Here is a 22,654-nt window from a genome sequence, read left to right on the forward strand (position 1 = left end):
TACGTTACACAGACAGGACTTCACATGGACGACAAAACCACCAAGGCCGCTGCCGCGGAAAAGGCCAAGGCGCTCGCCGCCGCGCTTTCGCAGATCGAAAAGCAGTTCGGCAAGGGCTCGATCATGCGCTACGGCGACAACGAAGTCTCCCACGACATCCAGGTGGTTTCCACGGGTTCGCTGGGCCTGGACATCGCGCTGGGCGTCGGCGGCCTGCCGCGCGGCCGCGTGGTCGAGATCTACGGTCCGGAATCGTCGGGCAAGACCACGCTGACGCTGCAGGTGGTCGCTGAAATGCAGAAGCTGGGCGGCACCTGCGCCTTCGTCGACGCCGAACACGCGCTGGACGTGCAGTACGCGTCCAAGCTGGGCGTGAACCTGGCCGACCTGCTGATCTCGCAGCCGGACACGGGCGAGCAAGCGCTGGAAATCGCCGACGCGCTGGTGCGTTCGGGTTCCGTCGACCTGATCGTGATCGACTCGGTCGCCGCGCTGGTGCCCAAGGCCGAAATCGAAGGCGAGATGGGCGATTCGCTGCCCGGCCTGCAGGCCCGCCTGATGAGCCAGGCGCTGCGCAAGCTGACCGCCACCATCAAGAAGACCAACTGCATGGTCATCTTCATCAACCAGATCCGCATGAAGATCGGCGTGATGTTCGGCAACCCCGAAACCACCACCGGCGGCAACGCGCTCAAGTTCTACGCCTCGGTGCGCCTGGACATCCGCCGCATCGGCTCCATCAAGAAGGGCGATGAGGTCGTCGGCAACGAAACCCGCGTCAAGGTCGTCAAGAACAAGGTCGCGCCGCCGTTCAAGCAGGCCGAGTTCGACATCATGTACGGCGCCGGCATCTCGCGCGAAGGCGAAATCATCGACCTGGGCGTGGCCGCCAACGTGGTGGACAAGTCCGGCGCCTGGTACAGCTACAACGGCAACCGCATCGGCCAGGGCAAGGACAATGTCCGCGAATACCTGAAAGAGCACCGCGAACTGGCGTTCGAGATCGAAAACCGCGTGCGCGAGAACCAGGGCGTGGTCAGCCGCGCCGCCGAGTTCGTGCCCACGGCCGAGGACACCAGCGAAGACTGATCGTCCTCGTTTCGCCCGGGTTCGCGTCAGCGGACGCCGGGCGTGTACGGCAGTCGGGCGACGGCAGGTTCCTGGTTCGGGAACCTGCCGTTGTCGTTTTCCTGTCTACACTTCATCCCATGAGCTGGAAACCTTCCGCCAAATCCTCCGAGCATCTGCGCGCCAAGCTGGATGACGAGTTCGAGACCGTGGCCAAGCCGCAAGGGCTGCGCCGCAGTTCCGACGCGCGCCGCGCCGCCGAGCCCGCCGCCGCACCGGACGAATGGCAGCGCAGTTCCGAGCTGCGCGCCCGCGCCAGCGCGCGCCGGACCCGGGCGGATCGCGAAGGCGCCCGCGACGGTGTGCGGGACGATGATGGAACGGACAGCGATCGGACGGGCCGCGACAGGAAGGATGGCGGTGCGCAGGCTGATGGCGGCAAGCCCGAACGCAAGGGCCCGTCGCTGAAGATGCGCGCTGTGGGCTATCTGTCGCGCCGCGAGCATGCGCGCGCCGAGCTGGCCCGCAAGCTGGCGCCTCATGCCGAGGACCCGGCCGAAATCGAGACGGTGCTGGACGCGCTGGAAAAGGAAGGCTGGCTGTCCACCGAGCGCTTCGCGCAGAGCCTGGTGCATCGGCGCGCGTCGCGCCAGGGGGCGGCGCGCATCGTGCAGGAACTGCGCCAGCACGGCGTGGACGATGGCCAGGTGGCCGAGCTGCGCGACCAGCTTCGTTCCACCGAGCACGAGCGCGCGCTGGAGGTCTGGCGCAAGCGCTTCGGCGAAAAGCCGGCCGACCGCGCGGCCTATGCCAAGCAGGCGCGCTTCCTGGCCAGCCGCGGCTTCGCGCAGGACGTCATTCGCCGCATATTGGGCGCGGGCGACGAAGACTAGACCAGGCCGGTGAATCGGGTGGGAACAGGAAGCGTCGGGCCCTCAAGCATCAAGTCCCAAGCCCCAAGCCCAAGCCCAAGCCCAAGCCCGGGCGCCAGGCATATTGCAATCAGCCATCCCGACCCTGACGGCCCGCACGCGCGGGCCGTCGCCGTCTTCCCGCCTATTTCGCCGACTTGATCCCGCTCAGCGTCTTGAAGCAGACGTCGCGCGTGATGGTCAGGAATTCATCGATGTACGAGGCGTCCGTGTCCTCGCTGCGCACCGTGGCGTATAGCGTGCGCCACACCCCCTGCGGCCCCAGCCGGCACTGCCGCAGCCAGCCCTGGTTCATGTATTCCGTCAGCGCCCAGTTCGGCAGCGCCGCCACGCCGCGGTTGCTGGCGACCAGCTGCGCGATGATGGGCGTGAGTTCGGCCTTGCGTATCGCGGCCGGTTCCACGTCGGCCGGGTCCAGGAACGCGGTGAAGACGTCCAGGCGCTGCTTGTCCACCGGGTAGGTGATGAGCGTCTGGTCCGCCAGCTGGTCGGGCATGACGAACTTGCTGCCGGCCAGCGGATTGGATTCCGACACCGCCAGCACCAGTTCGTACTTGAACAGGGGCAGGTAGTCGACCGCGTCCAGCGGCTGCGGATCGGAGGTGATAACCAGGTCCAGGTCGCCGCGCACCAGCGCGGGCAGCGGTGCGAAGGAGAACGCCGCCGACAGGTCCAACGCCACGTCCGGCCATTGCGCGCGGAAGGCATCCAGCGCCGGCATCAGCCACTGGAAGCAGGAGTGGCAATCGATGGCCAGGTGCAGCCGGCCGCTACGGCCCGCCGCCAGGCGCTGCAATTCCCTTTCGGTGGCGCGCATGCGCGGCAGCACTTCGTCGGCCAGCGCCAGCACGCGCAAACCGGCGGTGGTCAGGCGGGCAGGGCGCGTGCGCCGGTTCAGCAGCGGCGTGCCCAGCCGGGTTTCCAGGTCGCGCAGCTGGTGCGACAGGGCGGATTGGGTCAGGTGCAGCCGTTCGGCGGCTTCCTGCAGGCTGCCTCCATCGCGGATGGCGGTCAGGGTTTCCAGGTGACGAATTTCCAGCATGGGGGACGTTCAGACCAAAAAAAGGCGCGGAAAGAAGGCGCGGGAGACGGGCGGACGGGCGCCGGAACCGCCTATCCCACGGATGGCTCATGAGCTTATTTTTTATGAGATTCTCTCATATTATGAATGTAGACATTGATTTTGACTCAAATTGATTGTGCGCCAGAATAGTCGTCACTTGAACAAATTTTGTCTTCGGACCTTATCGACATGACGACTATTCATAATCTGGGATTCCCCCGCATTGGCGCCCATCGTGAACTGAAGCGCGCGGTCGAGGCCTACTGGGCCGGCAAGCAGACCGCCGAAGCACTGGAGCAGACCGGCCGCGAACTGCGCGCCCGCCACTGGCAGCTGCAGGCCGCCAACAGCCTGGCCTTCGTGCCGGTCGGCGATTTCGCCTGGTATGACCAGATCCTGGAATGGACCACGCTGCTGGGCGCGGTGCCCGCGCGCTTCGGCCAGAAGGACAACGAACCCGTATCGCTGGACACGCTGTTCCGCATGGGCCGCGGCCGCGCGCCCAGCGGCAAGCCCGCCGCCGCCTGCGAAATGACCAAGTGGTTCGATACCAACTACCACTACATCGTCCCCGAGCTGACGCCGGGCCAGACCTTCCGCATCGCCCGCGAATCGCTGTTCGAGCAGGTCAAGGAAGCGCAGGCGCTGGGCCTGGCCGTCAAGCCCGTGATCCCGGGGCCGCTGACCTGGCTGTACCTGGGCAAGGGCGATGCCTATGCCGACGGCGCCGCCGACGCCAGCAAGCTCAAGCTGCTGGAAAACCTGCTGCCGGTCTACCAGGCCGTGCTGGCCCGTTTCGCCCAGCAGGGCGTGCAATGGGTGCAGATCGACGAGCCCATCCTGGCGCTGGACCTGCCGCAAGCCTGGCGCGACGCGTTCAAGCAGGTTTACGCCACGCTGTCGTCCAGCCCGGTGAAGCTGCTGGTCGCGACCTATTTCGACGGCCTGAAGGACAACCTGCCCACCACGCTGGCCCTGCCCGTGGCCGGCCTGCACGTAGACCTGGTGCGCGCGCCGGAACAGCTGGCCGAGGTCGTTGCCGGCCTGCGCGCCGACCAAGTGCTGTCGGCGGGCGTGATCAATGGCCGCAACATCTGGCGCACCGACCTGGACGCTGCCGTCGCGACACTGGCGCCGGTCAGCAAGCAGCTGGGCGAGCGCCTGTGGCTGGCGCCGTCGTGCTCGTTGCTGCACGTGCCGGTGGACCTGGACAACGAAACCGAACTCGATGCCGAGCTGAAGAGCTGGCTGTCCTTCGCCGCGCAGAAGCTGCAGGAACTGAACCTGCTGGGCCGCGCCCTGGACGGCGCCACCGACGCCGCCACCCAGGACGCGCTGGGCAGGCAGCGCGCCGCGCTGGCCGCGCGCCGTTCCTCGACCCGCATCCACAACCCGGCCGTGGCCGCCCGCATGGCCGCCGCCGGCGGCGTGTCGCGCGACCGCGCCCCCTTCGCCGGCCGCATCGCTCGCCAGCAGGAAGAGCTGGGCCTGCCCGCCTATCCCACCACCACCATCGGTTCCTTCCCGCAAACCGCCGAAATCCGCGCGCTGCGCCGTGATTGGAAATCTGGCGCGTTGACCGACTCGGCCTACGAGACCGCGATCCGCAAGGAAATCGAGGAAGTCATCCGCTTCCAGGAAAAGGTCGGCCTGGACGTGCTGGTGCACGGCGAACCCGAGCGCAACGACATGGTGGAGTACTTCGGCGAGCTGCTGGCCGGCTTCGCCTTCACCAAGAACGGCTGGGTGCAGAGCTACGGCTCGCGCTGCGTCAAGCCGCCGGTCATCTTCGGCGACGTGGCCCGTCCCGCGCCGATGACGGTGGGCTGGTCGTCCTATGCCCAGTCGCTGACCGACAAGCCGGTCAAGGGCATGCTGACCGGACCGGTCACGATCCTGCAGTGGTCCTTCGTGCGCGATGACCAGCCGCGCGAACAGACCTGCCGCCAGCTGGCGCTGGCGCTGCGCGATGAAGTGGTGGACCTGGAAACCGCCGGCATCAGCGTGATCCAGATCGATGAGCCCGCCATCCGCGAAGGACTGCCGCTGCGCCGCGCCGACTGGCAGGCCTACCTGGACTGGGCCGTGGACTGCTTCCGCCTGTCGACCGCCGGCGTGCGCGACGAGACGCAGATCCACACGCACATGTGCTATTCGGAGTTCAACGACATCATCGAATCCATCGCCGCGATGGATGCCGACGTCATCACCATCGAGACCTCGCGCTCCAACATGGAACTGCTCAAGGCCTTCGAGGACTTCCGCTATCCGAACGACATCGGTCCGGGCGTGTACGACATCCACTCGCCCAACGTGCCCGAAGTCGACTGGATGGTCGGCCTGATGCAGAAGGCCGCCGCGCGCCTGCCCAGGGAACGTCTGTGGGTCAACCCTGACTGCGGCCTGAAGACCCGCGCCTGGCCCGAGACCGAGGCCGCGCTGATCGGCATGGTGCAGGCTGCCCGCGCGCTGCGCGACGCCGCCTGAGCAGGCCGGCGGCCGGCGCGTCCGGCAACGCCCGTCCCCGGCTTGGCCCGCGCATGCGATGCAGGCGCGGGTTTTTTGTTTTTCGGGGTACGCCCGCGTGAAATTGTCGTGAAGCCGCCGCCGCGCGCACGCCCGCGCGGCATGGGTACAACGCGCGCGACGTCTTTGCGATGTTTTTGTCCGCGGTCCTTGAACGAATCCCGCCGGTATGGGTCAATAAGCGAAAAATCCCCCTTGCCGGATTGTCGCCTTACCTATGATTCTCCATGGCTCTGACCGGCCGGATCTGCTGATCGCGGAAACGCTGCCGGATATTCTCGAAGCCACGATCCTGCGTCATCCCGACGCCGTCGCCATCCATTGGCAGGATCAGTCCATTACCTATGAAACGCTGGGCCGGCGCGCCGATCTGGCCGCGCACCACCTGATCGAGGCCGGCGTGCGGCCGGGGCATATCGTCGGCCTGTGCCTGGCGCGCGGCGACGAGCTGCTGCTGATGCAGGCCGCCATCGCCAAGGCCGGCGCGGCCTGGCTGCCGTTCGAATCGGATACGCCGCCCGAGCGCATGCAGGCCTGCCTGCAGGACGCCGGCGCGCAGTACATCGTCGCCGGCGGCGAGGTCCAGCTCGACGGCATCGCCACCTGTACGCCCTGGCAGCTGTCGCAGCCGGCGGCCGACTTGGCGCCGCTGCGCCAGCGCGCAGGGCTGTTGCCCGAGCATCCGGCCTACGTCATCTACACCTCCGGCTCCACCGGCAAGCCCAAGGGCGTTCCCATCACCCAGGCCAGCATCTGTCACTTCCTGCGCAGCGAGAACGAAGTGCTGGGCGTGCGCCATGGCGACAAGGTCTACCAGGGCTTCTCGGTGGCCTTCGACATGTCGTTCGAGGAAATCTGGATCAGCTACCTGGTCGGCGCCTCGCTGTGGGTCGCGCCCAAGATGCTGACCACCGACCCGGAGGGGTTGCCCGAGGCGCTGGCGCGCGAAGGCGTGACGGTGCTGCACGCCGTGCCCACGCTGCTGGCCCTGTTCAGCCGCGACGTGCCCAGCCTGCGCATCATCAACCTGGGCGGCGAGATGTGCCCGGAGTTCCTGGCGGCGCGCTGGGCCGCGCCGGGGCGGCGCATGTACAACACCTACGGCCCCACCGAGACAACGGTTTCGGCCAGCCTGGCCGAGCTGCTGCCCGGCCAGCCCGTCACCATCGGCACGCCGCTGCCCAACTACGGCATGCTGATCCGTGGCGAGGACGGCGCGGTGCTGCCGCAAGGGCAGGTGGGCGAGCTGTGCATCACCGGGCCGGGCGTGGCGGCCGGCTACCTGGGGCGGCCCGAGCTGACGGCCGAGAAGTTCCTGGCCAACCCGCGTCCGCGCGGCGAGCACGATACGCGCATGTACCGCAGCGGCGATCTGGCGCGCATCGACGAGCAGGGCCAGATCCAGTGCCTGGGCCGCAGCGACGACCAGGTCAAGGTGCGCGGTTTCCGCGTCGAGCTGGGCGAGATCGAGGCGGCGCTCTATCGCCAGCCGGGCGTGGGCGCGGCCGCCGTCGTGCTGCGCGACCTGGCAGGCATCGAGCAGCTGGTGGCCTTCCTGGCGCCCGAGGGCGAGGCGCGGCCCGATCCGCACGCGTTGCGCGCCGGGCTGGCGCAGGAACTGCCGGCCTATATGATCCCGGCCCGCTTCGAGCTGGTGGCCGAGGTGCCGCGCCTGACGTCCGGCAAGATCGACCGCAAGGCGCTCAAGGCGCGCGAGCTGGCCACGGCGGCAGAACCCAGCGGCGAGGACGACCAGCCGGCCACCGCCGGCGAGCAGGCGCTGTTCGAGGCGCTGCGTCCGCTGTTTCCCGGCCAGCCGTTGCGGCTGGCCAGCGATTTCTTCCGTGACCTGGGCGGCCATTCGCTGCTGGCCGCGCGGCTGGTGTCCTCGCTGCGCAAGCATCCGCATCTTTCCGCGCTGACCATGCACGAGCTGTACCAGCATTCCACGCTGACGGCGCTGGCGGGGCGGCTGGACGCGCTGGCGGCCGAGGCGGCAGTGGCCGGCGCCAGCGCGGCGCGCGAGGCGGCGCCGGAACGCGCGCCCGAGTGGCGCCGCTGGACTTGCGGCCTGGCGCAGCTTGCGGTGTTGCCCATCCTGATCGGCGTGCGCATGCTGATCTGGCTGACGCCGTTCTTCACCTATCACTACTTCACCGGCGACGAGGGCGATTCGGTCTGGCTCGCGGTGACGCTGTCGATCAGCAGCTACCTGGCCTGCAACCTGCTCAGCTTCGGCGTGGCCGTGGCCTGCAAGTGGGGCATCCTGGGCAGGCTCAAGGCCGGTCGCTACCCGCTGTATGGTTGGATGTTCTATCGCTGGTGGCTGGTCGACCGCATCATGGATATACCGCCGGCGCACCTGCTGGCCGGCTCGCCGCTGCAGGCCTGGTACCTGCGGGCGCTGGGCGCGCGGATCGGGCAGGACACCGCCATCAGCCGCATCTCGGTGCGCGCTCCGGACCTGCTGTCCGTGGGCGACGGCGCCAGCATCGGCGCGGCGGTGAATCTGGAGAACTTCGAGGTGCGCGGCGGCGTCTGGGAAGTATCGCCGATCCGCGTCGGCGTCAATGCCTACATCGGTTCCTACGCGGTGCTGCAGGGCGATGTCGAGATGGGCGATGACGCGCGCCTGGACGGCCTGTCGTCGCTGGCGCGCGGCGCGCGCATTCCGGCGGGGCAGATCTGGAGCGGCGCGCCCGCGCGTCACGATCCGCAGGCGCGCGCTCCCGAGCTGCCGCCCTGGCCCGAGCGCCACGGCCGCTGGCGGCGCCTGGACATGTTGGCCTATGCGCTGGGCGGCGCGGCCATCGCCGGCCTGTTCTTCATGCCGGTGTTCCCCAGCTTCGTGCTGATCGACTGGATCGACGCGCGCTGGCTGGACCTGATGGGCGCGCGCGCGTCCTGGCCCTATGCCTTCCTCTGCTACCTGTTGCTGGCGCTGCCGGCCAGCGCGCTGCTGCTGATGCTGACCATCCTGGTGTCGGCCCTGCTGCGCTGGGCGCTGCTGCCGCGCCTGTCGGGCGGACGCTGGCCGGTGTATGGCCAGATCTACCTGCGGCGCTGGCTGACCAACCAGATCCAGGAATCCAGCCTGAGCGTGCTGCACGGGCTGTACGCCTCGATCTACGCCGGCACCTGGTACCGCCTGCTGGGCGCCAAGGTCGGTCCCGGCACCGAGATCTCGACCGCCATGGGCATCGTGCCGGACATGCTGACGCTGGGCCGCGACAGCTTCATCGCCGACGGCGTGATGCTGGGCGACGAGGAAGTCGACCGGGGCTGGATGACCATGCGCCCGACGGTGATCGGCAACCGCAGCTTCGTCGGCAACGGCGCCTACGTGCCGGACGGCTCCGAGCTGCCCGACGACGTGCTGATCGGCGTGCAGAGCCGCGCCCCGGCCAATGCCCGCATGGCCAGCGGCCAGACCTGGCTGGGCAATCCGCCGCTGGCCCTGCCGGCGCGCGAGCAGACCGCCGGCTTTCCCGAGCACCTGACCTTCCGCCCCAGCCTGGGCCGCAAGCTGGCGCGCGGCGCGGTCGAGGGCATGCGCATGATCCTGCCGCTGGCGGTGGTCATCGCCGTGGGCTACCTGACGGTGATGAAAGTGATCCCGATGGCGGTCAAGCACGGCTTCGTGGCCGCCTTCGACGAGCTGATGCTGGCCGGCGTGCTGTACGGCATCGGCGCCTTCCTGTTCCTGGTGCTGCTCAAGTGGACGCTGATCGGCCGCTACAGGCCGCGCGCCGAGCCGATGTGGACGCCCTTCGTCTGGAAGAGCGAGGCCGTGACCAGCCTGTACGAGTCCATCGCGGTGCCGAACTTCTTCAATTTCCTGCGGGCCACGCCCTGGCTGCCGCTGGCGCTGCGCTGCATGGGGGCGCGCATCGGCAAGCGCGTGTTCATGGACACCACCGACGTCACCGAGTATGACTGCGTGTCCATTGGCGACGACGCCGTGCTGCATGCCTGGTCCGGCCCGCAGACCCATCTGTTCGAGGACCGGGTCATGAAGATCGGCCAGGTCCGGATCGGCGCCGGGGTCAGCGTCGGGCCGCGCACCACCATCCTCTATGACACGCGGGTGGAGCAGGGCGCCGTGCTGGGGCCGCTGACGCTGGTGCTCAAGGGCGAGACCATCCCGGCCGGCCAGGCCTGGATGGGCAGTCCGGCCACGCCGTGGACGGGGCGCTGAGGCCGGCAGGGCCGCCCCCGGCCTGTCACCGACCCCTGCCGCGGGGCCTTTGCGGCCCCGTTTCTCCCTGCCGCCAGTGGGGGCGGGGGGGCTTGAGCGGAGGCCGCCTGCGCTATACTTTGAAGGTTTTGTTGCCGCGCACAAGTTTTCCACGCCGTGCGCCGGCCATCTTCGCCCCGCAGGCCCCAGCATGCCCTTGCCACCGCCGGATTACCCTCGCCAGCCGCTGCACACGCGTTCCATACGCGTGCAGTCCTATGCGCGCGACGGCGGCCTTTGGGATCTGGAAGCCGAGCTGATCGACGTCAAGGCGTACGATTTTCCCAAGCGCGACGGCGAAGTGTTCAAGGCCGGAGACCCCATCCATCACATGCACCTGCGCATCACCATCGATGGCAATTTCACCATCGTGGCGGCGCAGGCCGTCTATGACGCGGCCCCTTACGGCGGTCATTGCATGGCCATCGAACCCGCTTACACTGATCTGATCGGCATGAACCTGCTCAAGGGGTTCCGCCGCCAGGTCAAGGAGCGCTTCGGGCACGTGGCGGGCTGTACGCACATGACCGAGCTGTCGCAGGTGCTTCCCACCGCGGCGGTCCAGACCATGGCCAACCAGCGGCGGCAGGAAAGCAACCCCAACCGGCGTCCGTTCCAGCTCGACGGCTGTCATGCCCTGAGCACCGACGGCCCCGTGGTGGCTGAGCACTATCCCAAGTGGTACACCGGGGATAGCGCTGAGGCATCCGCCGGTTCGGCCTCCGATTCACCTTCTTTTTCTCATACGTCCTGACAGGTAACACATGAAAATCCACGAGTATCAAGGCAAGGAACTGCTGAAGCAATTTGGCGTCCCCGTGCCGCGCGGTATTCCCGCTCTTTCCGTCGACGAGGCCGTGGCTGCCGCTGAAAAGCTGGGTGGACCGGTTTGGGTCGTCAAGGCGCAGATCCACGCTGGCGGCCGCGGCAAGGGCGGCGGCGTGAAGCTGGCGCGCTCGCTGGATGATGTGCGCAAGCTGGCCTCGGAAATCCTGGGCATGCAGCTGATCACGCACCAGACCGGTCCGGAAGGCCAGAAGGTTCGTCGCCTGTACATCGAAGACGGCGCTGACATCCAGAAGGAATACTACGTGTCGCTGGTCACCGACCGCGCCACCCAGAAGGTCGCCTTCATCGCCTCCAGCGAAGGCGGCATGGACATCGAGGAAGTGGCCCATTCCACGCCCGAGAAGATCATCACCGAATACATCGACCCGCTGACCGGCCTGTCCGCCGAGCAGGCCACCAAGATCGCCAACGCGATCGGCCTGCCCGCCGACTCGACCGCCCAGGCCGTGGACGTGTTCCAGAAGCTCTACACCTGCTACATGGACACCGACGCCTCGCTGGTCGAAATCAACCCGCTGAACCGCGACAGCAAGGGCAACATCATCGCCCTGGACGCCAAGTTCAACTTCGACTCGAACGCCCTGTTCCGCCACCCGGAAATCGTCGCCTACCGCGACCTGGACGAAGAAGATCCCGCTGAAATCGAAGCCAGCAAGTTCGACCTGGCCTACATCCAGCTCGACGGCAACATCGGCTGCCTGGTGAACGGCGCCGGCCTGGCCATGGCCACCATGGACACCATCAAGCTGTTCGGCGGCGAGCCGGCCAACTTCCTGGACGTCGGCGGCGGCGCCACGGCCGAGAAGGTCACGGAAGCCTTCAAGATCATGCTCAAGAACAAGAGCGTGAAGGCCATCCTGGTCAACATCTTCGGCGGCATCATGCGCTGCGACGTCATCGCCGAAGGCGTGATCGCGGCTTGCAAGGCCGTCAACCTGAACGTGCCGCTGGTCGTCCGCATGAAGGGCACCAACGAAGAACTCGGCAAGAAGATGCTGGCCGAATCCGGTCTGCCGATCATCAGCGCCGACACGATGGCCGAAGCCGCCACCCGCGTCGTAGCCGCCGTCAAGTAAAGAAAAAATCAAGGATTCACAATGTCGATTCTGATCAACAAGGACACCAAGGTCATCACCCAGGGCATCACGGGCAAGACGGGCCAGTTCCACACCCGCATGTGCCGTGAGTACGCCAATGGCAAGGCCGCCTTCGTGGCCGGCGTGAACCCGAAGAAGGCGGGCGAGGACTTCGAAGGCGTGCCGATCTTCGCGTCGGTCAAGGACGCCAAGGCCGACACCGGCGCCACCGTGTCCGTCATCTACGTGCCGCCCGCGGGCGCCGCCGCCGCCATCTGGGAAGCCGTCGAGGCCGAACTGGATCTGGTGATCTGCATCACCGAAGGCATCCCGGTCCGTGACATGCTGGAAGTCAAGAACCGCATGAAGGCCAAGGGCAGCAAGACGCTGCTGCTGGGCCCGAACTGCCCCGGCCTGATCACCCCGGACGAAATCAAGATCGGCATCATGCCGGGCCACATCCACCGCAAGGGCCGCATCGGCATCGTCAGCCGCTCGGGCACCCTGACGTACGAAGCCGTGGCGCAAGTCACCGAACTGGGCCTGGGCCAATCCAGCGCCGTGGGCATCGGTGGCGACCCCATCAACGGCCTGAAGCACGTCGACGTCCTGAAGATGTTCAATGACGATCCCGACACCGACGCCGTCATCATGATCGGCGAAATCGGCGGTCCGGACGAAGTGAACGCCGCCCAGTGGGCCAAGGACAACATGAAGAAGCCGGTCGTCGGCTTCATCGCCGGTGTCACCGCTCCTCCCGGAAAGCGCATGGGCCACGCCGGCGCGCTGATCTCCGGCGGCGCCGACACCGCCGACGCCAAGCTGGAAGTCATGGAAGCCTGCGGCATCCGCACCACGCGCAACCCCTCCGAAATGGGCAAGCTGCTCAAGTCGGTGCTGTAAGCCTCTTACCGCCGCGCGTAGAAAGAAAGCCCGCCTCGGCGGGCTTTTTTTCGTCCGTTCGCCGCGTGAAAAGGCGCGTTGCCTAGGGAAATCCCCCGTTCAAACCGCGTTCACCCAAACATACGGAAAGCTGAACGAAACTATAATGAAAGAAATCCTTTGCGTACCCAGCAAGAATGCCGTCGGGCTCGCGCCGAGACGGTCAGTGCGCTCTGTTTGTCTACATTCATCCATTCATTTGGTTTGTCCTAGGGGGATCACGTCTAGGAAAGAGAGGGTATGGAACTCAGTTCAGCGGCATTCTGGATAGCGCTGCTCCAGATCATTTGGGTCAACATCCTGCTGTCGGGCGACAACGCCGTGGTGATCGCGCTGGCCGCGCGCTCGCTGCCTCCGCAGCAGCAGAAAAAAGCGATCGTGATCGGCTCGGCCGCCGCGATCATCATGCGTATCGTGCTGACCCTGGTCGCCGCGAAACTGCTGCTGCTGCCGTGGCTCAAGCTGATCGGCGCGCTGCTGCTGGTCTACATCGGCGTCTCGCTGCTGTTGCCGGAAGGCGAGGACGAGGGCGGCGGCCATGCGCAAGGCAATCTGCTGACCGCGATCCGCACCATCATGATCGCCGACCTGGTGATGAGCCTGGACAACGTGGTGGCCGTGGCCGCCGCGGCCATGGGCGACACCACCTTGCTGGTGCTGGGGCTGGCCATCAGCATTCCGCTGGTCATCTTCGGCAGCACGCTGCTGCTCAAGGTCATCGAGCGCTTCCCGGTCATCGTCTGGGTGGGCGCCGCGCTGCTGGGCTTCATCGCGGGCGAGCTGCTGGTTGGCGATCCGGCGCTGCAGGAACCCGTGGCGCGCATCGACAGCGCACTGGGCGTCACGCAACACAGCTTCGAGCTGATGGCGGGCGTGCTGGGGGCCTTGCTGGTGCTGGCCATCGGCAAAATCATGCTGGCGCGGCGGCAAGCTGAATGAAAGCTGAATTACAATAATCTGTTGTTTTGAATTTTCCCGCCGCGCGATCGACGCGGCGGGCTCAGCCGGACCGGGACCGGCTATTCTTTTGTCTGCAAATAATCCTTCGGGGGTTCAAAGTGCTTGAGTTTTTCCAGACGCTGAGTTGGGCAGCGGTATTCCAGATCATCCTCATCGACATCCTGCTCGGCGGCGACAACGCCGTGGTCATCGCGCTGGCGTGCCGCAACCTGGAACCCAAGCAACGCATGCAGGGCATCTTGTGGGGCACCGCGGGCGCCATCATCCTGCGCGTCGTGCTGATCGCCTTCGCCCTCACGCTGCTGGCTGTTCCCTTCCTGAAGGTCGTCGGCGGCCTGCTGCTGGTCTGGATCGGCGTCAAGCTGCTGGTCCCCGAGGATGACGCGCATGGCAACATCAAGGGCGGCACCTCCATCGCCGCCGCCGTCAAGACCATCATCATCGCGGACTTCGTGATGAGCCTGGACAACGTCATCGCCATCGCCGGCGCCGCCCAGAACGCGCACGCCGACCACCAGATCGGCCTGGTCGTGTTCGGCCTGATCGTCAGCGTGCCCATCATCATCTGGGGCAGCACCCTGGTGCTCAAGCTCATCGACCGCTATCCGCTGGTCGTTACCTTCGGCGCCGCGCTGCTGGGCTGGATCGCCGGTGGCATGCTGATCACGGACGTGGTTGTCGTAAATCAATTCGGCGAGCAGCCGACTGCGGTTAAAATCGCGGCTGAAATCATCGGCGCGCTGGTCGTGGTCGGCCTTGGCCGCTGGCTGGCCAGCCGCAAAACCGCAAGCAAGGAATCCGCACATGAGTCTGCGTAGGACTGTCGACCCCCAGCAATCCGAATCGGGCCTGAGCCTGCTTCAGGGCCTGTTCGTGCTGGCCATCATCGGCGTGGTTGCGACGGTCATCGTCTCCAATTTCGTTTGATGACTCGTGTCCCAACCGCAACGCCTGGTCATTGCGACCCGCGCCAGCCGGCTTGCCCTGTGGCAAGCCGAGCATGTGCGCGACCGGCTGCGCACGCTGTATCCGGCGTGCGCGGTTGAACTCCTCACCCTGACGACCCGGGGCGACCAGATCCTGGACCGCACGCTGTCCAAGGTGGGCGGCAAGGGCCTGTTCGTCAAGGAACTCGAAACCGCCTTGCTCGACGGCCGCGCCGATCTGGCCGTGCACTCCCTGAAGGACGTGCCGGTCGATCTGCAGGCCCCGTTCGAGCTGTGCGCCGTGCTCGAGCGCGCCGACCCGCGCGACGCCTTCGTCTCCAACACCTACGCCACGCTGGCCGAGCTGCCGGCGGGCGCCGTCGTCGGCACGTCCAGCCTGCGTCGCGAGGCGCAGATCCGCGCGCGCCATCCGCAGTTGGTCGTCAAGCCGCTGCGCGGCAACCTCGACACCCGACTCGGCAAGCTCGACCGCGGCGATTACGACGCCATCGTGCTGGCCGCCGCCGGCCTGGAACGCCTGGGCCTGGGCGGGCGCATCCGCAGCCTGCTCGATCCGGCCGACAGCCTGCCGGCCGCGGGCCAGGGCGCGCTGGGCATCGAGATCCGCGACGACCGCGACGACATGCGCGCCTGGCTGGCGCCGCTGGTCAGCGCGGGCACGCGCGCCTGCGTGCTGGCCGAACGCGCGGTGTCGCGCGAGCTGGGCGGCTCCTGTCAGGTGCCGCTGGCCGCCTTCGCCGAACTGAACGGCGATGCGCTGTCGCTGCGCGCGCTGGTGGCTTCGCCGGATGGCGTGCGCATGGTGCGCGCCGAACGTAGCGGCCCGGCGGTCGAGGCCGAGGCGATCGGCGTGGCGGCCGCCCGCGAACTGCTGGACGCGGGCGCGGCCGCCATCCTCCAAGAACTGCTGCAAGACGACCGGCCCGAGTGATGGCCGCCCCCAGCGCCGCCATGCCGCCGCTCGCGGTGCTGACGCGGCCCTCGGGGCGCAACGAGGCCCTGGCCGCGCGCCTGCGGGCGGCCGGCTGGGAAGCCTGCGTGCTGCCTGCGCTGGAGATCCATCCGCTGGACTGCCTGGACGGGCTGCCCGTCCCGGAAGACTACGACATGGTGGTCTTCGTCAGCGGCAACGCGGCGCGCCTGTACCTGGACCAGCTGGCGCGCGCGCGCGGCGGCTTCTCGTGGCCCCAGGCCGTGATCGCCGCCACCGTCGGCCCGGCCAGCGCGCAAGGCTTGCGCGAGCTGTCCGGCTTTGGCGCGAATACAACAGTCCTGCATCCGCCGGCCGACGCGCCCAGCCATGATTCCGAAGCCCTGTGGGCCGTGCTGCAGGGCCTGCCCGCGCTGCCCGCGCGCACCTTGCTGGTGCGCGGCACGCAGGGGCGCGACTGGCTGGGCGACACCCTGGCCGCGCATGGCGTGCGGGTGGCGCGCCACGCGGCCTATGATCGGCAGCCCGCGGTCTGGGAGGCGCGGTCGCTGGCGCCGCTCAAGCGCAGGGCCGAAGCCGGCCTTCCCGCCACCTGGCTCATCACCAGCGGGGAGGGCGCCGACGCCGCGCTTGCCAATCTGCGGGCCGCCGGCCTGGAAGCCTGGTGGGCGGCCTGCGGTTTCGTGCTGACGCATCCGTCGTTGGCCAGGCGCGTCGGCCGCCCTGGTCATGACGAGGGCGGCGCGACGATGGTAAAAATCTGCTTGCCCAACGACGACTCGATTTTCCAGGCATTTGTTGCCGCTTGATTCGTTGCTTCGGACCAACACCGAATACAATCGCGTCATGACAGAGAAGACTCCCGCTACCGATCCGGCCGTCCAGGCGGCCCCCCAGGGCGCCGGCGCGCCCGCGTCGGCTCCGGCCAGTTCCGCACCGGCTGGTTCCACCACGGCAGGTTCCACCGCCTCCGCCGTCCGTCCGGCCAAGCGCGGCAACGGCCCCATGCTCACCGCCCTGACCATCGCCATCGCGCTGGCCGCCGGCCTGGGCTATGCGCTGTGGCAGCAACGCACGCAATTCATGAGCGCCGGGCGCGAAGTCGCCCAGCGCATCGACACCCTGTCCTCCGATCTGGCGCAGGCGCGCCGCGACACGCGCGAAGCGCTGGCCCTGGCGCAAGCCCAGGCCGGCCGCCTGGGCGAGCTGGAAGACACGGTGCGCGAGACCCAGAGCCAGTATCACGCGCTGCAGCAGGCCTGGCAGAACTTCAACGACAGCGCCAGCGACGAACTGCTGGCTAACGACGTCGAACGCCTGCTGACGCTGGCCAACCAGCAGCTGCGCCTGGCCGGCAACGTCTCCAACGCCATCGTCGCGCTGGAAACCGCCCAGTCGCGCCTGGCGCGCGCCGACCGTCCGCGTTTCTCCAGCCTGCAACAGGCCATCAACGGCGACCTGGACCGCCTGCGTGCGGTCTCCACCGTCGACATTCCCGCCCAGGCCGCCCGCATCGAGCGCCTGAGCGTGCTGATCAGCAAGGCGCCGCTGCTGGTGCCGGACGTGGCCGCGCAAGCCGTGGTGCCCGCCGGCCAGCCCGTGGCCGCTTCGGCGCCCGCCGTCGATCCGCAGGCCGGCCTGCCGGCCGACGCGCCCTGGTGGCAGCGCTGGCGCGCCGAGATTGCCTCCTGGCCCGGCCGCGCCGGCTCGGCCCTGGCGCATGAGCTGGGCGGCCTGATCACCATCCAGCGCGTGGACGAACCCGCCGCGCTGCTGCTGTCGACCGAACAGGCCGACCAATTGCGCGGCACGCTGCGCCAGCGCCTCTTGACCGTGCAACTGGCCATGCTGATGCGCCAGCCCGCCGTCTGGAAGGGCGAGCTCGACCATGTCGGCAGCGCGCTGGCCAAGTATTTCGATGGCCGCTCGCCCGATACCGTCGCCGCCCAGAACGTGGCGCGCGAACTGGCCCAGACCGACATCGCCGTGCGCATGCCCGACGTGGCCGACAGCCTGAACGCCGTGGCCGCCCTGCGCGCCGCCGGCTTCAAGACCAGCGGGCAGGACTGAGGCCTATGCGTACCTGGTTCTGGACCCTGCTGCTCGCCGTCGTCGCCGTTGCCCTGGCGGTGGTGCTGCGCTCGCATTCGGGCAATGTGCTGCTGCTGGTATGGCCGTGGCGCATCGAGATGTCGCTGACGCTGGCGGTGCTGTTGATCGTCGCCGGCTTCGTCGTGCTGTACGTGGGCCTGCGCGTGCTGGCCTGGCTGCTGGCCATTCCCGACCGCGTGCGGGTCTGGCGCGGCAAGCGCGCCCAGGCGCGCGACCACGAACTGCTTGAGCGCGGCTGGATCAGCCTGCTGGAAGGCCGCTATTCCCAAGCCGAGAAAGACCTGACCCGCCTGCTCGACCAGACCAAGGTGCAGGCGCGCCGCGTGCTGGCCGCCTTGTCGTCGGCGCGCGCGGCGCATGGCTTGAGCGAGTTTGACCGCCGTGATCGTTTCCTGGCCAGTGCCCAGGAACACGCCGGCACCGACCCCGGCCTGCTTGAAGCCACCGCCACCGTGTCCGCCGACATGTTGCTGGATCAGGGCCGCGCCGAGCGCGCGCTGGCCGTGCTGGCGCCGCTGGCCGATGGCGGGGCCCGCCATCTGCACACCATGCGCCTGCTGCTGCGCGCGCATGCGGCGCTGAATCATCATGACCAGATGTTCTCGCTGGCGCGCGCGCTGGTGCGCCGCAATGCCTTGCCGCGCCAGGAAGCCGATCAGCTGATCGACGCCTCCGGCGCCGCCAGGCTGCGCGCCGCGGCCGCCAACGACGGCTGGCGCGCGATCTGGAAGGACCTGAAGGCCGAAGAGCGCCTGCTGCCCGAGATCGCGCTGGCTGGCGCCGCCGCCTTCGAAGCGGCGGGCGAGGCGGGCGAGGCCGCCCGCGTGCTGGAAGCCGCGATCGCCGTGAAGTTCAATCCCGCGCTGGTCGCCGCGTATGCCCGCTGCGACGGCTCGCAGGTGTCGCGCCGCCTGGCGCGCGCCGAGACCTGGCTGCAATCGCGCCCGACCGATCCCGAGCTGCTGACGGCCCTGGGCATGCTGTGCCTGAACGGCCAGCTGTGGGGCCAGGCCGAGCGTTATCTGCTGCGCAGCGTCAGCCGCCGCAACGACGCGCAGACCCACGCGCTGCTGGGCAGCCTGTACGACCGCCTCGAGCGTCCGGCCGACGCCGTGCGCCATTGGCGCCTGGCGACGGCGGCCAGCATGGCGCTGCCGGTGCTGGCCACCGACGCCGCGCTGCCGGCCGCCGATACGGGTTCCGATCCTTACCGCGTGGACGCCGAGGGCGGCTATGCGGTGGGCCTCGCCGACCTGGACGACGACACCGGCCCGGTCTCCGGCTACGCGGCCCTGCCGCCCGCCGCGGTCGCCGCCGACTATGTGCTGGATCCCGACGCCCGCGTCAGCAAGGAACAGCGCGACCGCGCGCTGGCGCCCGAAGACGCGCCGCTCGCAGGCGGCACCAGCGACTTCGACGAGTATTTCGACAGCGCGCCGCTGCCGGCGGCCGCTTTCGAGGACCCGGTGCCCACATACGCGCCGGCGCCGCCAGTGGCCGCCAAGCCCGCGGCCGCCCCGGCTGCTCCCGTGCCCGACACCAAGCCGCCGTTCAAGAACGACGGCGCGCATTGATCATTTTCTCAGACACTCACAAGGTTGAACCATGAGCCTCGATCGCGTCTCCCCTGGCAAGAAGCTGCCGGAAGACTTCAACGTCATCATCGAAATCCCCATGAACGCCGACCCGGTCAAGTACGAGGTTGACAAGGAAACGGGCGCGATCTTCGTTGACCGCTTCATGCTGACGGCCATGCACTACCCGTGCAACTACGGCTACATCCCGCAGACCCTGTCGGAAGACGGCGACCCCGCCGACGTGCTGGTCGTGACCCCGTTCCCGATCCAGATCGGCGCCGTGGTGCGCTGCCGCGCCATCGGCGTGCTGGAAATGGACGACGAGTCGGGCGGCGACGCCAAGCTGCTGGCCGTGCCGATCGAAAAGCTCTACCCCCCGTACCGCAACATCAAGTCCTACGAAGATCTGCCGACGGAAGACATCTCCCGCATCCAGCACTTCTTCGAGCACTACAAGGACCTGGAAAAGGGCAAGTGGGTCAAGGTCAAGGGCTGGAAGGGCGTAGCAGCCGCTCACGAGGAAATCCTCAAGAGCGCCGAGCGCCACAACAAGGCCTGATCAGGGTTTGGTCCGGGCCGGCGTCGCGCCGGTCCGTGTCCGCATGCGGCGCGGCCGCGACGGCATGATGCCGATCGCCGCCGCGCCGTTGCTTTGCGGGGCCAGCAGATTCTCGGACACCTGGGCGGCCGCCGCCTGGATGCGGGTCTTGAGCGCTTCCAGCCGCTGCGCCGTGGTGCGCGCCTGCGAGGCGATGAACACCAGGCTGCCGACCACCTTCTGGTCGGGACTGAAGATCGCCGCGCCGATGCCCATCAGGCCGCGGTCGACCTCGCCGTGCGAGACGCACACGCCGGCGGCGCGCAGCTGCTTCAGGTTGGCGCGGAATTCATCCCAGTCCTCGCCCAGGCCGGCCTCGCGGATCTCGGCCGCGTGCCACAGCATCAGGTTGCGCAATTGGTAGGGCGGCAGGTTGGCCAGGATGGGCTTGGCCGTGGCGCCTCGGAACATCGGGAAGGGCCGGCCGCGCGCGTAGCTCGATTCGATGGAGTCGTCGGTCCAGTAGCGGTCCACGCACATGACCTTGTCGCCGTAGTAGCTGCACAGCATCAGGTTGGCGTGCAGCTCGTCGCCGGCGGCGCGCATCACGTCGCGGGCCGCGCGCATCAGCGGATCGTGCTGGCGCAGGTGGCGGTCCAGCTCGATGATGCGCGAGCCCAGCACATAGGCGCCGCCCGAGGTCGGCGCCAGCAGTCCGCTTTCGGTCAGCGACTTCAGGTAGCGGTACGCGGTCGCGCGCGAGCACTCCAGATGCTCCATGACGTCTTCCTGGAATGCGGCGGTGGTGTCGTCGCGGAACAGGTCGAGGATGGACAACATGCGATCTGGAGTGCTCATTGCTGCGCGCGCCTAGTGAATGTGGAAGCCGCCATTGACGTCGACCACGATGCCGGTGGAATACGAGGACAGGTCCGATGCCAGGAAGAGAATGGCCTGGGCGACTTCGGCGGGTGAGCCGAAGCGTTGTAGCGGAATGCCTTGTTTGAGTTCTGTTTCCCAATTTTCGCCGAATTTGCCCAGCGTCATGTCCGTCTCGATGATGCCGGGCGCGACGCAGTTGGCGCGCACCCCGCGCGGGCCCAGTTCGCGGGCCAGCGCCTTGGTGAAACTGATGACTCCGCCCTTGGACGCGGCGTAGTGCGAGCCGCCCAGCAAGCCGCCGCCGCGCAGCGCGGCGGTGGAACCCAGGTTGACGATGGCCGGCTTGCGATCGCTGGCCAGCAGGGCGGGCAGGGCGGCGCGGGTGACGTTGTAGGTGCCGGTCAGGTTCACGTCCACCATGCGCCGGAACTCGTCCTCGGGCAGGTCCCAGATGCGGGTGGCGGCGACGATGCCGGCGTTGTTGACCAGCACGTCGATGCCGCCCAGCGCGTCTTGCGCGCGCGCCATCGCCGCCTCGCAGGACGCGCCGCTGGACACGTCGCAATGCAACGTCACGGGGCCGCCGCCTTGCGGGCGGCCGGCGTCATCGTCCGGATAGTCGCGGTCCAGCACGGCCACCGTCGCGCCATGCTCGATGAAGAGTCGGACGATGGCCGCGCCGATGCCACGGGGGTTGGCGCCCCCCGTGACGACGGCGCGCTTGCCGGCCAGCAGTTGCGGGACGCCCCCGCTCATTGCTTCACCAGTGGGCAGTTGCCCTGCGCCAGCGGACGGAAGGCCTGCTCGGCGGGGATCTTGCGCACCAGGTTGTAGTAGTCCCAGTCGCGCTTGGACTCGGCCGGCGACTTCACCTTGAACAGGTACAGGTCGCGCATCACGCGGCCGTCTTCGCGGATGCGGCCATTCTCGGTCATGAAGTCGTTGATGGGCGTGTCGTGCATTTTCTTGAGCACGGCTTCGGACGCGTCCGTGCCCGCTGCCTTGACCGCGTTCAGGTAGTGCATGGCGGCGCTGTAGTTGCTGGCCTGCACCATCGACGGCATGCGGCCGGTGCGCTTGAAGTAGCGCTCGGACCAGACGCGCGTCTGGTCGTTCAGGTCCCAGTAGAACGGCTCGACCAGGTTCAGCCCCTGGGCGTACTCCAGGCCCACGCTGCGCACGTCGACGATGCTCATGAACAGCGCGGCCACGCGCTGCTTGCCGCCCATGATGCCGAACTCGAAGGCCTGCTTGATGCTGTTGATGGTGTCGCCGCTGCCGTTGGCCAGGCCGATCACCTCGGCCTTGGAGGCTTGCGCCTGCAACAGGAAGGACGAGAAGTCGGCATTGGCGATGGGATGGCGCACGCTGCCCAGCACCTGGCCGCCCTTGCTCTTGACCACCGCCATCGCGTCGCGTTCCAGCGAGTGGCCGAAGGCGTAGTCGGACGTGATGAAGAACCAGCTCTTGCCGCCGTCGTCCATGACGCCGCTGGCCACGCCGGTGGCGTAGGCATAGGTGTCGTAGGTCCAGTGCATGCCGTTGGGCGAGCAGGCCTTGCCGGTCAGGTCGGCCGAGCCGGCGCTGGTGAAGATCACCACGCGTTTCATCTGCCGCGTCAGGTCCTGCACCGCCAGCGCGATGGCGGAGTTGGGCACGTCCAGGATCAGGTCGACCTTGTCGTTCTCGTACCACCGGCGGGCCGTGGCCACGCCGATGTCCACCTTGTTCTGGTGGTCGGCCGAGATCACCTCGATCGGCTTGCCCAGCACGGTGCCGCCGAAATCCTCGACCGCCATCTTCACGGCCTCGACGCCGTACTTGCCGGACAGGTCGGCCATCATGCCGGACTGGTCGCCCAGCACGCCGATCTTGACCACGTCGTCCGATACCTGGGCCTGGGCGGACCAGGCCAGCGCGCCCAGCGCGCAAGCGGCCAGGGTCTGTTTGAAAGCTTGCTTCATGTTTGTCTCCTCTTGGGGGTGCGATGCCTTGTGGCCGTCGCGCGTCTTGC

At 67.9% G+C, this 22,654-nt stretch carries 19 protein-coding genes; 15 read left to right on the forward strand and 4 right to left on the reverse strand.

Annotated features, from left to right (window positions below; genetic code table 11):
• Positions 1-24: 24 nt before the first annotated feature.
• Both recA and recX read left to right on the forward strand, forming a co-directional pair.
• A complete protein-coding gene (gene recA / locus AC6LJ9_RS02400; protein WP_498146308.1) occupies positions 25-1,089 on the forward strand; it encodes a recombinase RecA in 1,065 nt (354 codons plus the stop codon).
• A 119-nt stretch (positions 1,090-1,208) separates the two neighbouring features.
• Positions 1,209-1,961 carry a recombination regulator RecX gene (recX, locus tag AC6LJ9_RS02405; RefSeq protein ID WP_498146309.1) on the forward strand — a complete coding sequence of 251 codons (753 nt, stop codon included), beginning with the start codon at positions 1,209-1,211 and terminating at the stop codon, positions 1,959-1,961.
• A gap of 163 nt (positions 1,962-2,124) precedes the next feature.
• Here the strand turns inward: recX and AC6LJ9_RS02410 are convergent, their stop codons facing one another.
• Positions 2,125-3,042 carry a LysR family transcriptional regulator gene (locus AC6LJ9_RS02410; RefSeq protein ID WP_103273462.1) on the reverse strand — a complete coding sequence of 306 codons (918 nt, stop codon included), beginning with the start codon at positions 3,040-3,042 and terminating at the stop codon, positions 2,125-2,127.
• Between the two features lie 210 nt (positions 3,043-3,252).
• Between AC6LJ9_RS02410 and metE the strand changes: the two genes are divergently transcribed.
• From metE to ppa, 13 genes are all read left to right on the forward strand, one after another.
• Positions 3,253-5,550 (forward strand): 5-methyltetrahydropteroyltriglutamate--homocysteine S-methyltransferase, encoded by a 2,298-nt coding sequence (metE, locus tag AC6LJ9_RS02415; protein WP_498146310.1) that lies wholly within the window; start codon positions 3,253-3,255, stop codon positions 5,548-5,550.
• Between the two features lie 256 nt (positions 5,551-5,806).
• Positions 5,807-9,787, forward strand: a complete 3,981-nt coding sequence (locus tag AC6LJ9_RS02420) for a Pls/PosA family non-ribosomal peptide synthetase (RefSeq protein ID WP_498146311.1) — start codon at positions 5,807-5,809, stop codon at positions 9,785-9,787.
• Between the two features lie 190 nt (positions 9,788-9,977).
• Complete coding sequence (locus tag AC6LJ9_RS02425) at positions 9,978-10,580, forward strand: DUF2889 domain-containing protein (RefSeq protein WP_212319064.1); 603 nt, start codon at positions 9,978-9,980, stop codon at positions 10,578-10,580.
• Positions 10,581-10,590: 10 nt separating this feature from the next.
• Positions 10,591-11,751, forward strand: coding sequence for an ADP-forming succinate--CoA ligase subunit beta (gene sucC, locus AC6LJ9_RS02430; protein ID WP_103273466.1), 1,161 nt, complete (start codon positions 10,591-10,593; stop codon positions 11,749-11,751).
• A 21-nt stretch (positions 11,752-11,772) separates the two neighbouring features.
• Positions 11,773-12,654, forward strand: coding sequence for a succinate--CoA ligase subunit alpha (gene sucD / locus AC6LJ9_RS02435; protein ID WP_006388410.1), 882 nt, complete (start codon positions 11,773-11,775; stop codon positions 12,652-12,654).
• Positions 12,655-12,933: 279 nt separating this feature from the next.
• Positions 12,934-13,632, forward strand: coding sequence for a TerC family protein (locus AC6LJ9_RS02440; RefSeq protein ID WP_498146312.1), 699 nt, complete (start codon positions 12,934-12,936; stop codon positions 13,630-13,632).
• A gap of 119 nt (positions 13,633-13,751) precedes the next feature.
• Positions 13,752-14,471, forward strand: a complete 720-nt coding sequence (locus AC6LJ9_RS02445; RefSeq protein ID WP_103273468.1) for a TerC family protein — start codon at positions 13,752-13,754, stop codon at positions 14,469-14,471.
• Positions 14,458-14,580 carry a hypothetical protein gene (locus AC6LJ9_RS02450; RefSeq protein WP_255414623.1) on the forward strand — a complete coding sequence of 41 codons (123 nt, stop codon included), beginning with the start codon at positions 14,458-14,460 and terminating at the stop codon, positions 14,578-14,580. Before AC6LJ9_RS02445 ends, AC6LJ9_RS02450 begins: the two co-directional genes overlap by 14 nt.
• A 6-nt stretch (positions 14,581-14,586) precedes the next feature.
• Positions 14,587-15,531 carry a hydroxymethylbilane synthase gene (hemC, locus tag AC6LJ9_RS02455; protein ID WP_498146313.1) on the forward strand — a complete coding sequence of 315 codons (945 nt, stop codon included), beginning with the start codon at positions 14,587-14,589 and terminating at the stop codon, positions 15,529-15,531.
• A complete protein-coding gene (locus AC6LJ9_RS02460) occupies positions 15,531-16,340 on the forward strand; it encodes a uroporphyrinogen-III synthase (RefSeq protein WP_498146314.1) in 810 nt (269 codons plus the stop codon). Before hemC ends, AC6LJ9_RS02460 begins: the two co-directional genes overlap by 1 nt.
• 37 nt (positions 16,341-16,377) lie before the next feature.
• Positions 16,378-17,601 carry a uroporphyrinogen-III C-methyltransferase gene (locus AC6LJ9_RS02465; protein ID WP_498146315.1) on the forward strand — a complete coding sequence of 408 codons (1,224 nt, stop codon included), beginning with the start codon at positions 16,378-16,380 and terminating at the stop codon, positions 17,599-17,601.
• Between the two features lie 5 nt (positions 17,602-17,606).
• Positions 17,607-19,217 carry a heme biosynthesis HemY N-terminal domain-containing protein gene (locus tag AC6LJ9_RS02470; protein WP_498146316.1) on the forward strand — a complete coding sequence of 537 codons (1,611 nt, stop codon included), beginning with the start codon at positions 17,607-17,609 and terminating at the stop codon, positions 19,215-19,217.
• Positions 19,218-19,248: 31 nt separating this feature from the next.
• A complete protein-coding gene (ppa, locus tag AC6LJ9_RS02475) occupies positions 19,249-19,779 on the forward strand; it encodes an inorganic diphosphatase (protein ID WP_103273472.1) in 531 nt (176 codons plus the stop codon).
• Here ppa and AC6LJ9_RS02480 read toward each other — a convergent pair whose 3' ends face one another.
• From AC6LJ9_RS02480 to AC6LJ9_RS02490, 3 genes are read right to left on the reverse strand one after another with little or no spacing between them, the layout of a single operon-like run.
• On the reverse strand, positions 19,780-20,616 hold the full coding sequence (locus AC6LJ9_RS02480) for an IclR family transcriptional regulator (protein WP_212319042.1): 837 nt from the start codon (positions 20,614-20,616) through the stop codon (positions 19,780-19,782). It lies immediately after the preceding gene.
• Positions 20,617-20,628: 12 nt separating this feature from the next.
• The gene (locus AC6LJ9_RS02485; protein WP_498146317.1) at positions 20,629-21,396 is read right to left on the reverse strand and encodes an SDR family NAD(P)-dependent oxidoreductase; all 768 of its coding nucleotides are present in this window, start codon (positions 21,394-21,396) and stop codon (positions 20,629-20,631) included.
• Entirely contained in the window at positions 21,393-22,604 is a 1,212-nt protein-coding gene (locus tag AC6LJ9_RS02490; RefSeq protein WP_498146318.1) for an ABC transporter substrate-binding protein, read from the reverse strand. The genes AC6LJ9_RS02485 and AC6LJ9_RS02490 overlap by 4 nt, the downstream gene beginning before the upstream one ends.
• Positions 22,605-22,654: the final 50 nt, after the last annotated feature.

This window comes from Achromobacter sp. 1011811831 (assembly GCF_059760905.1).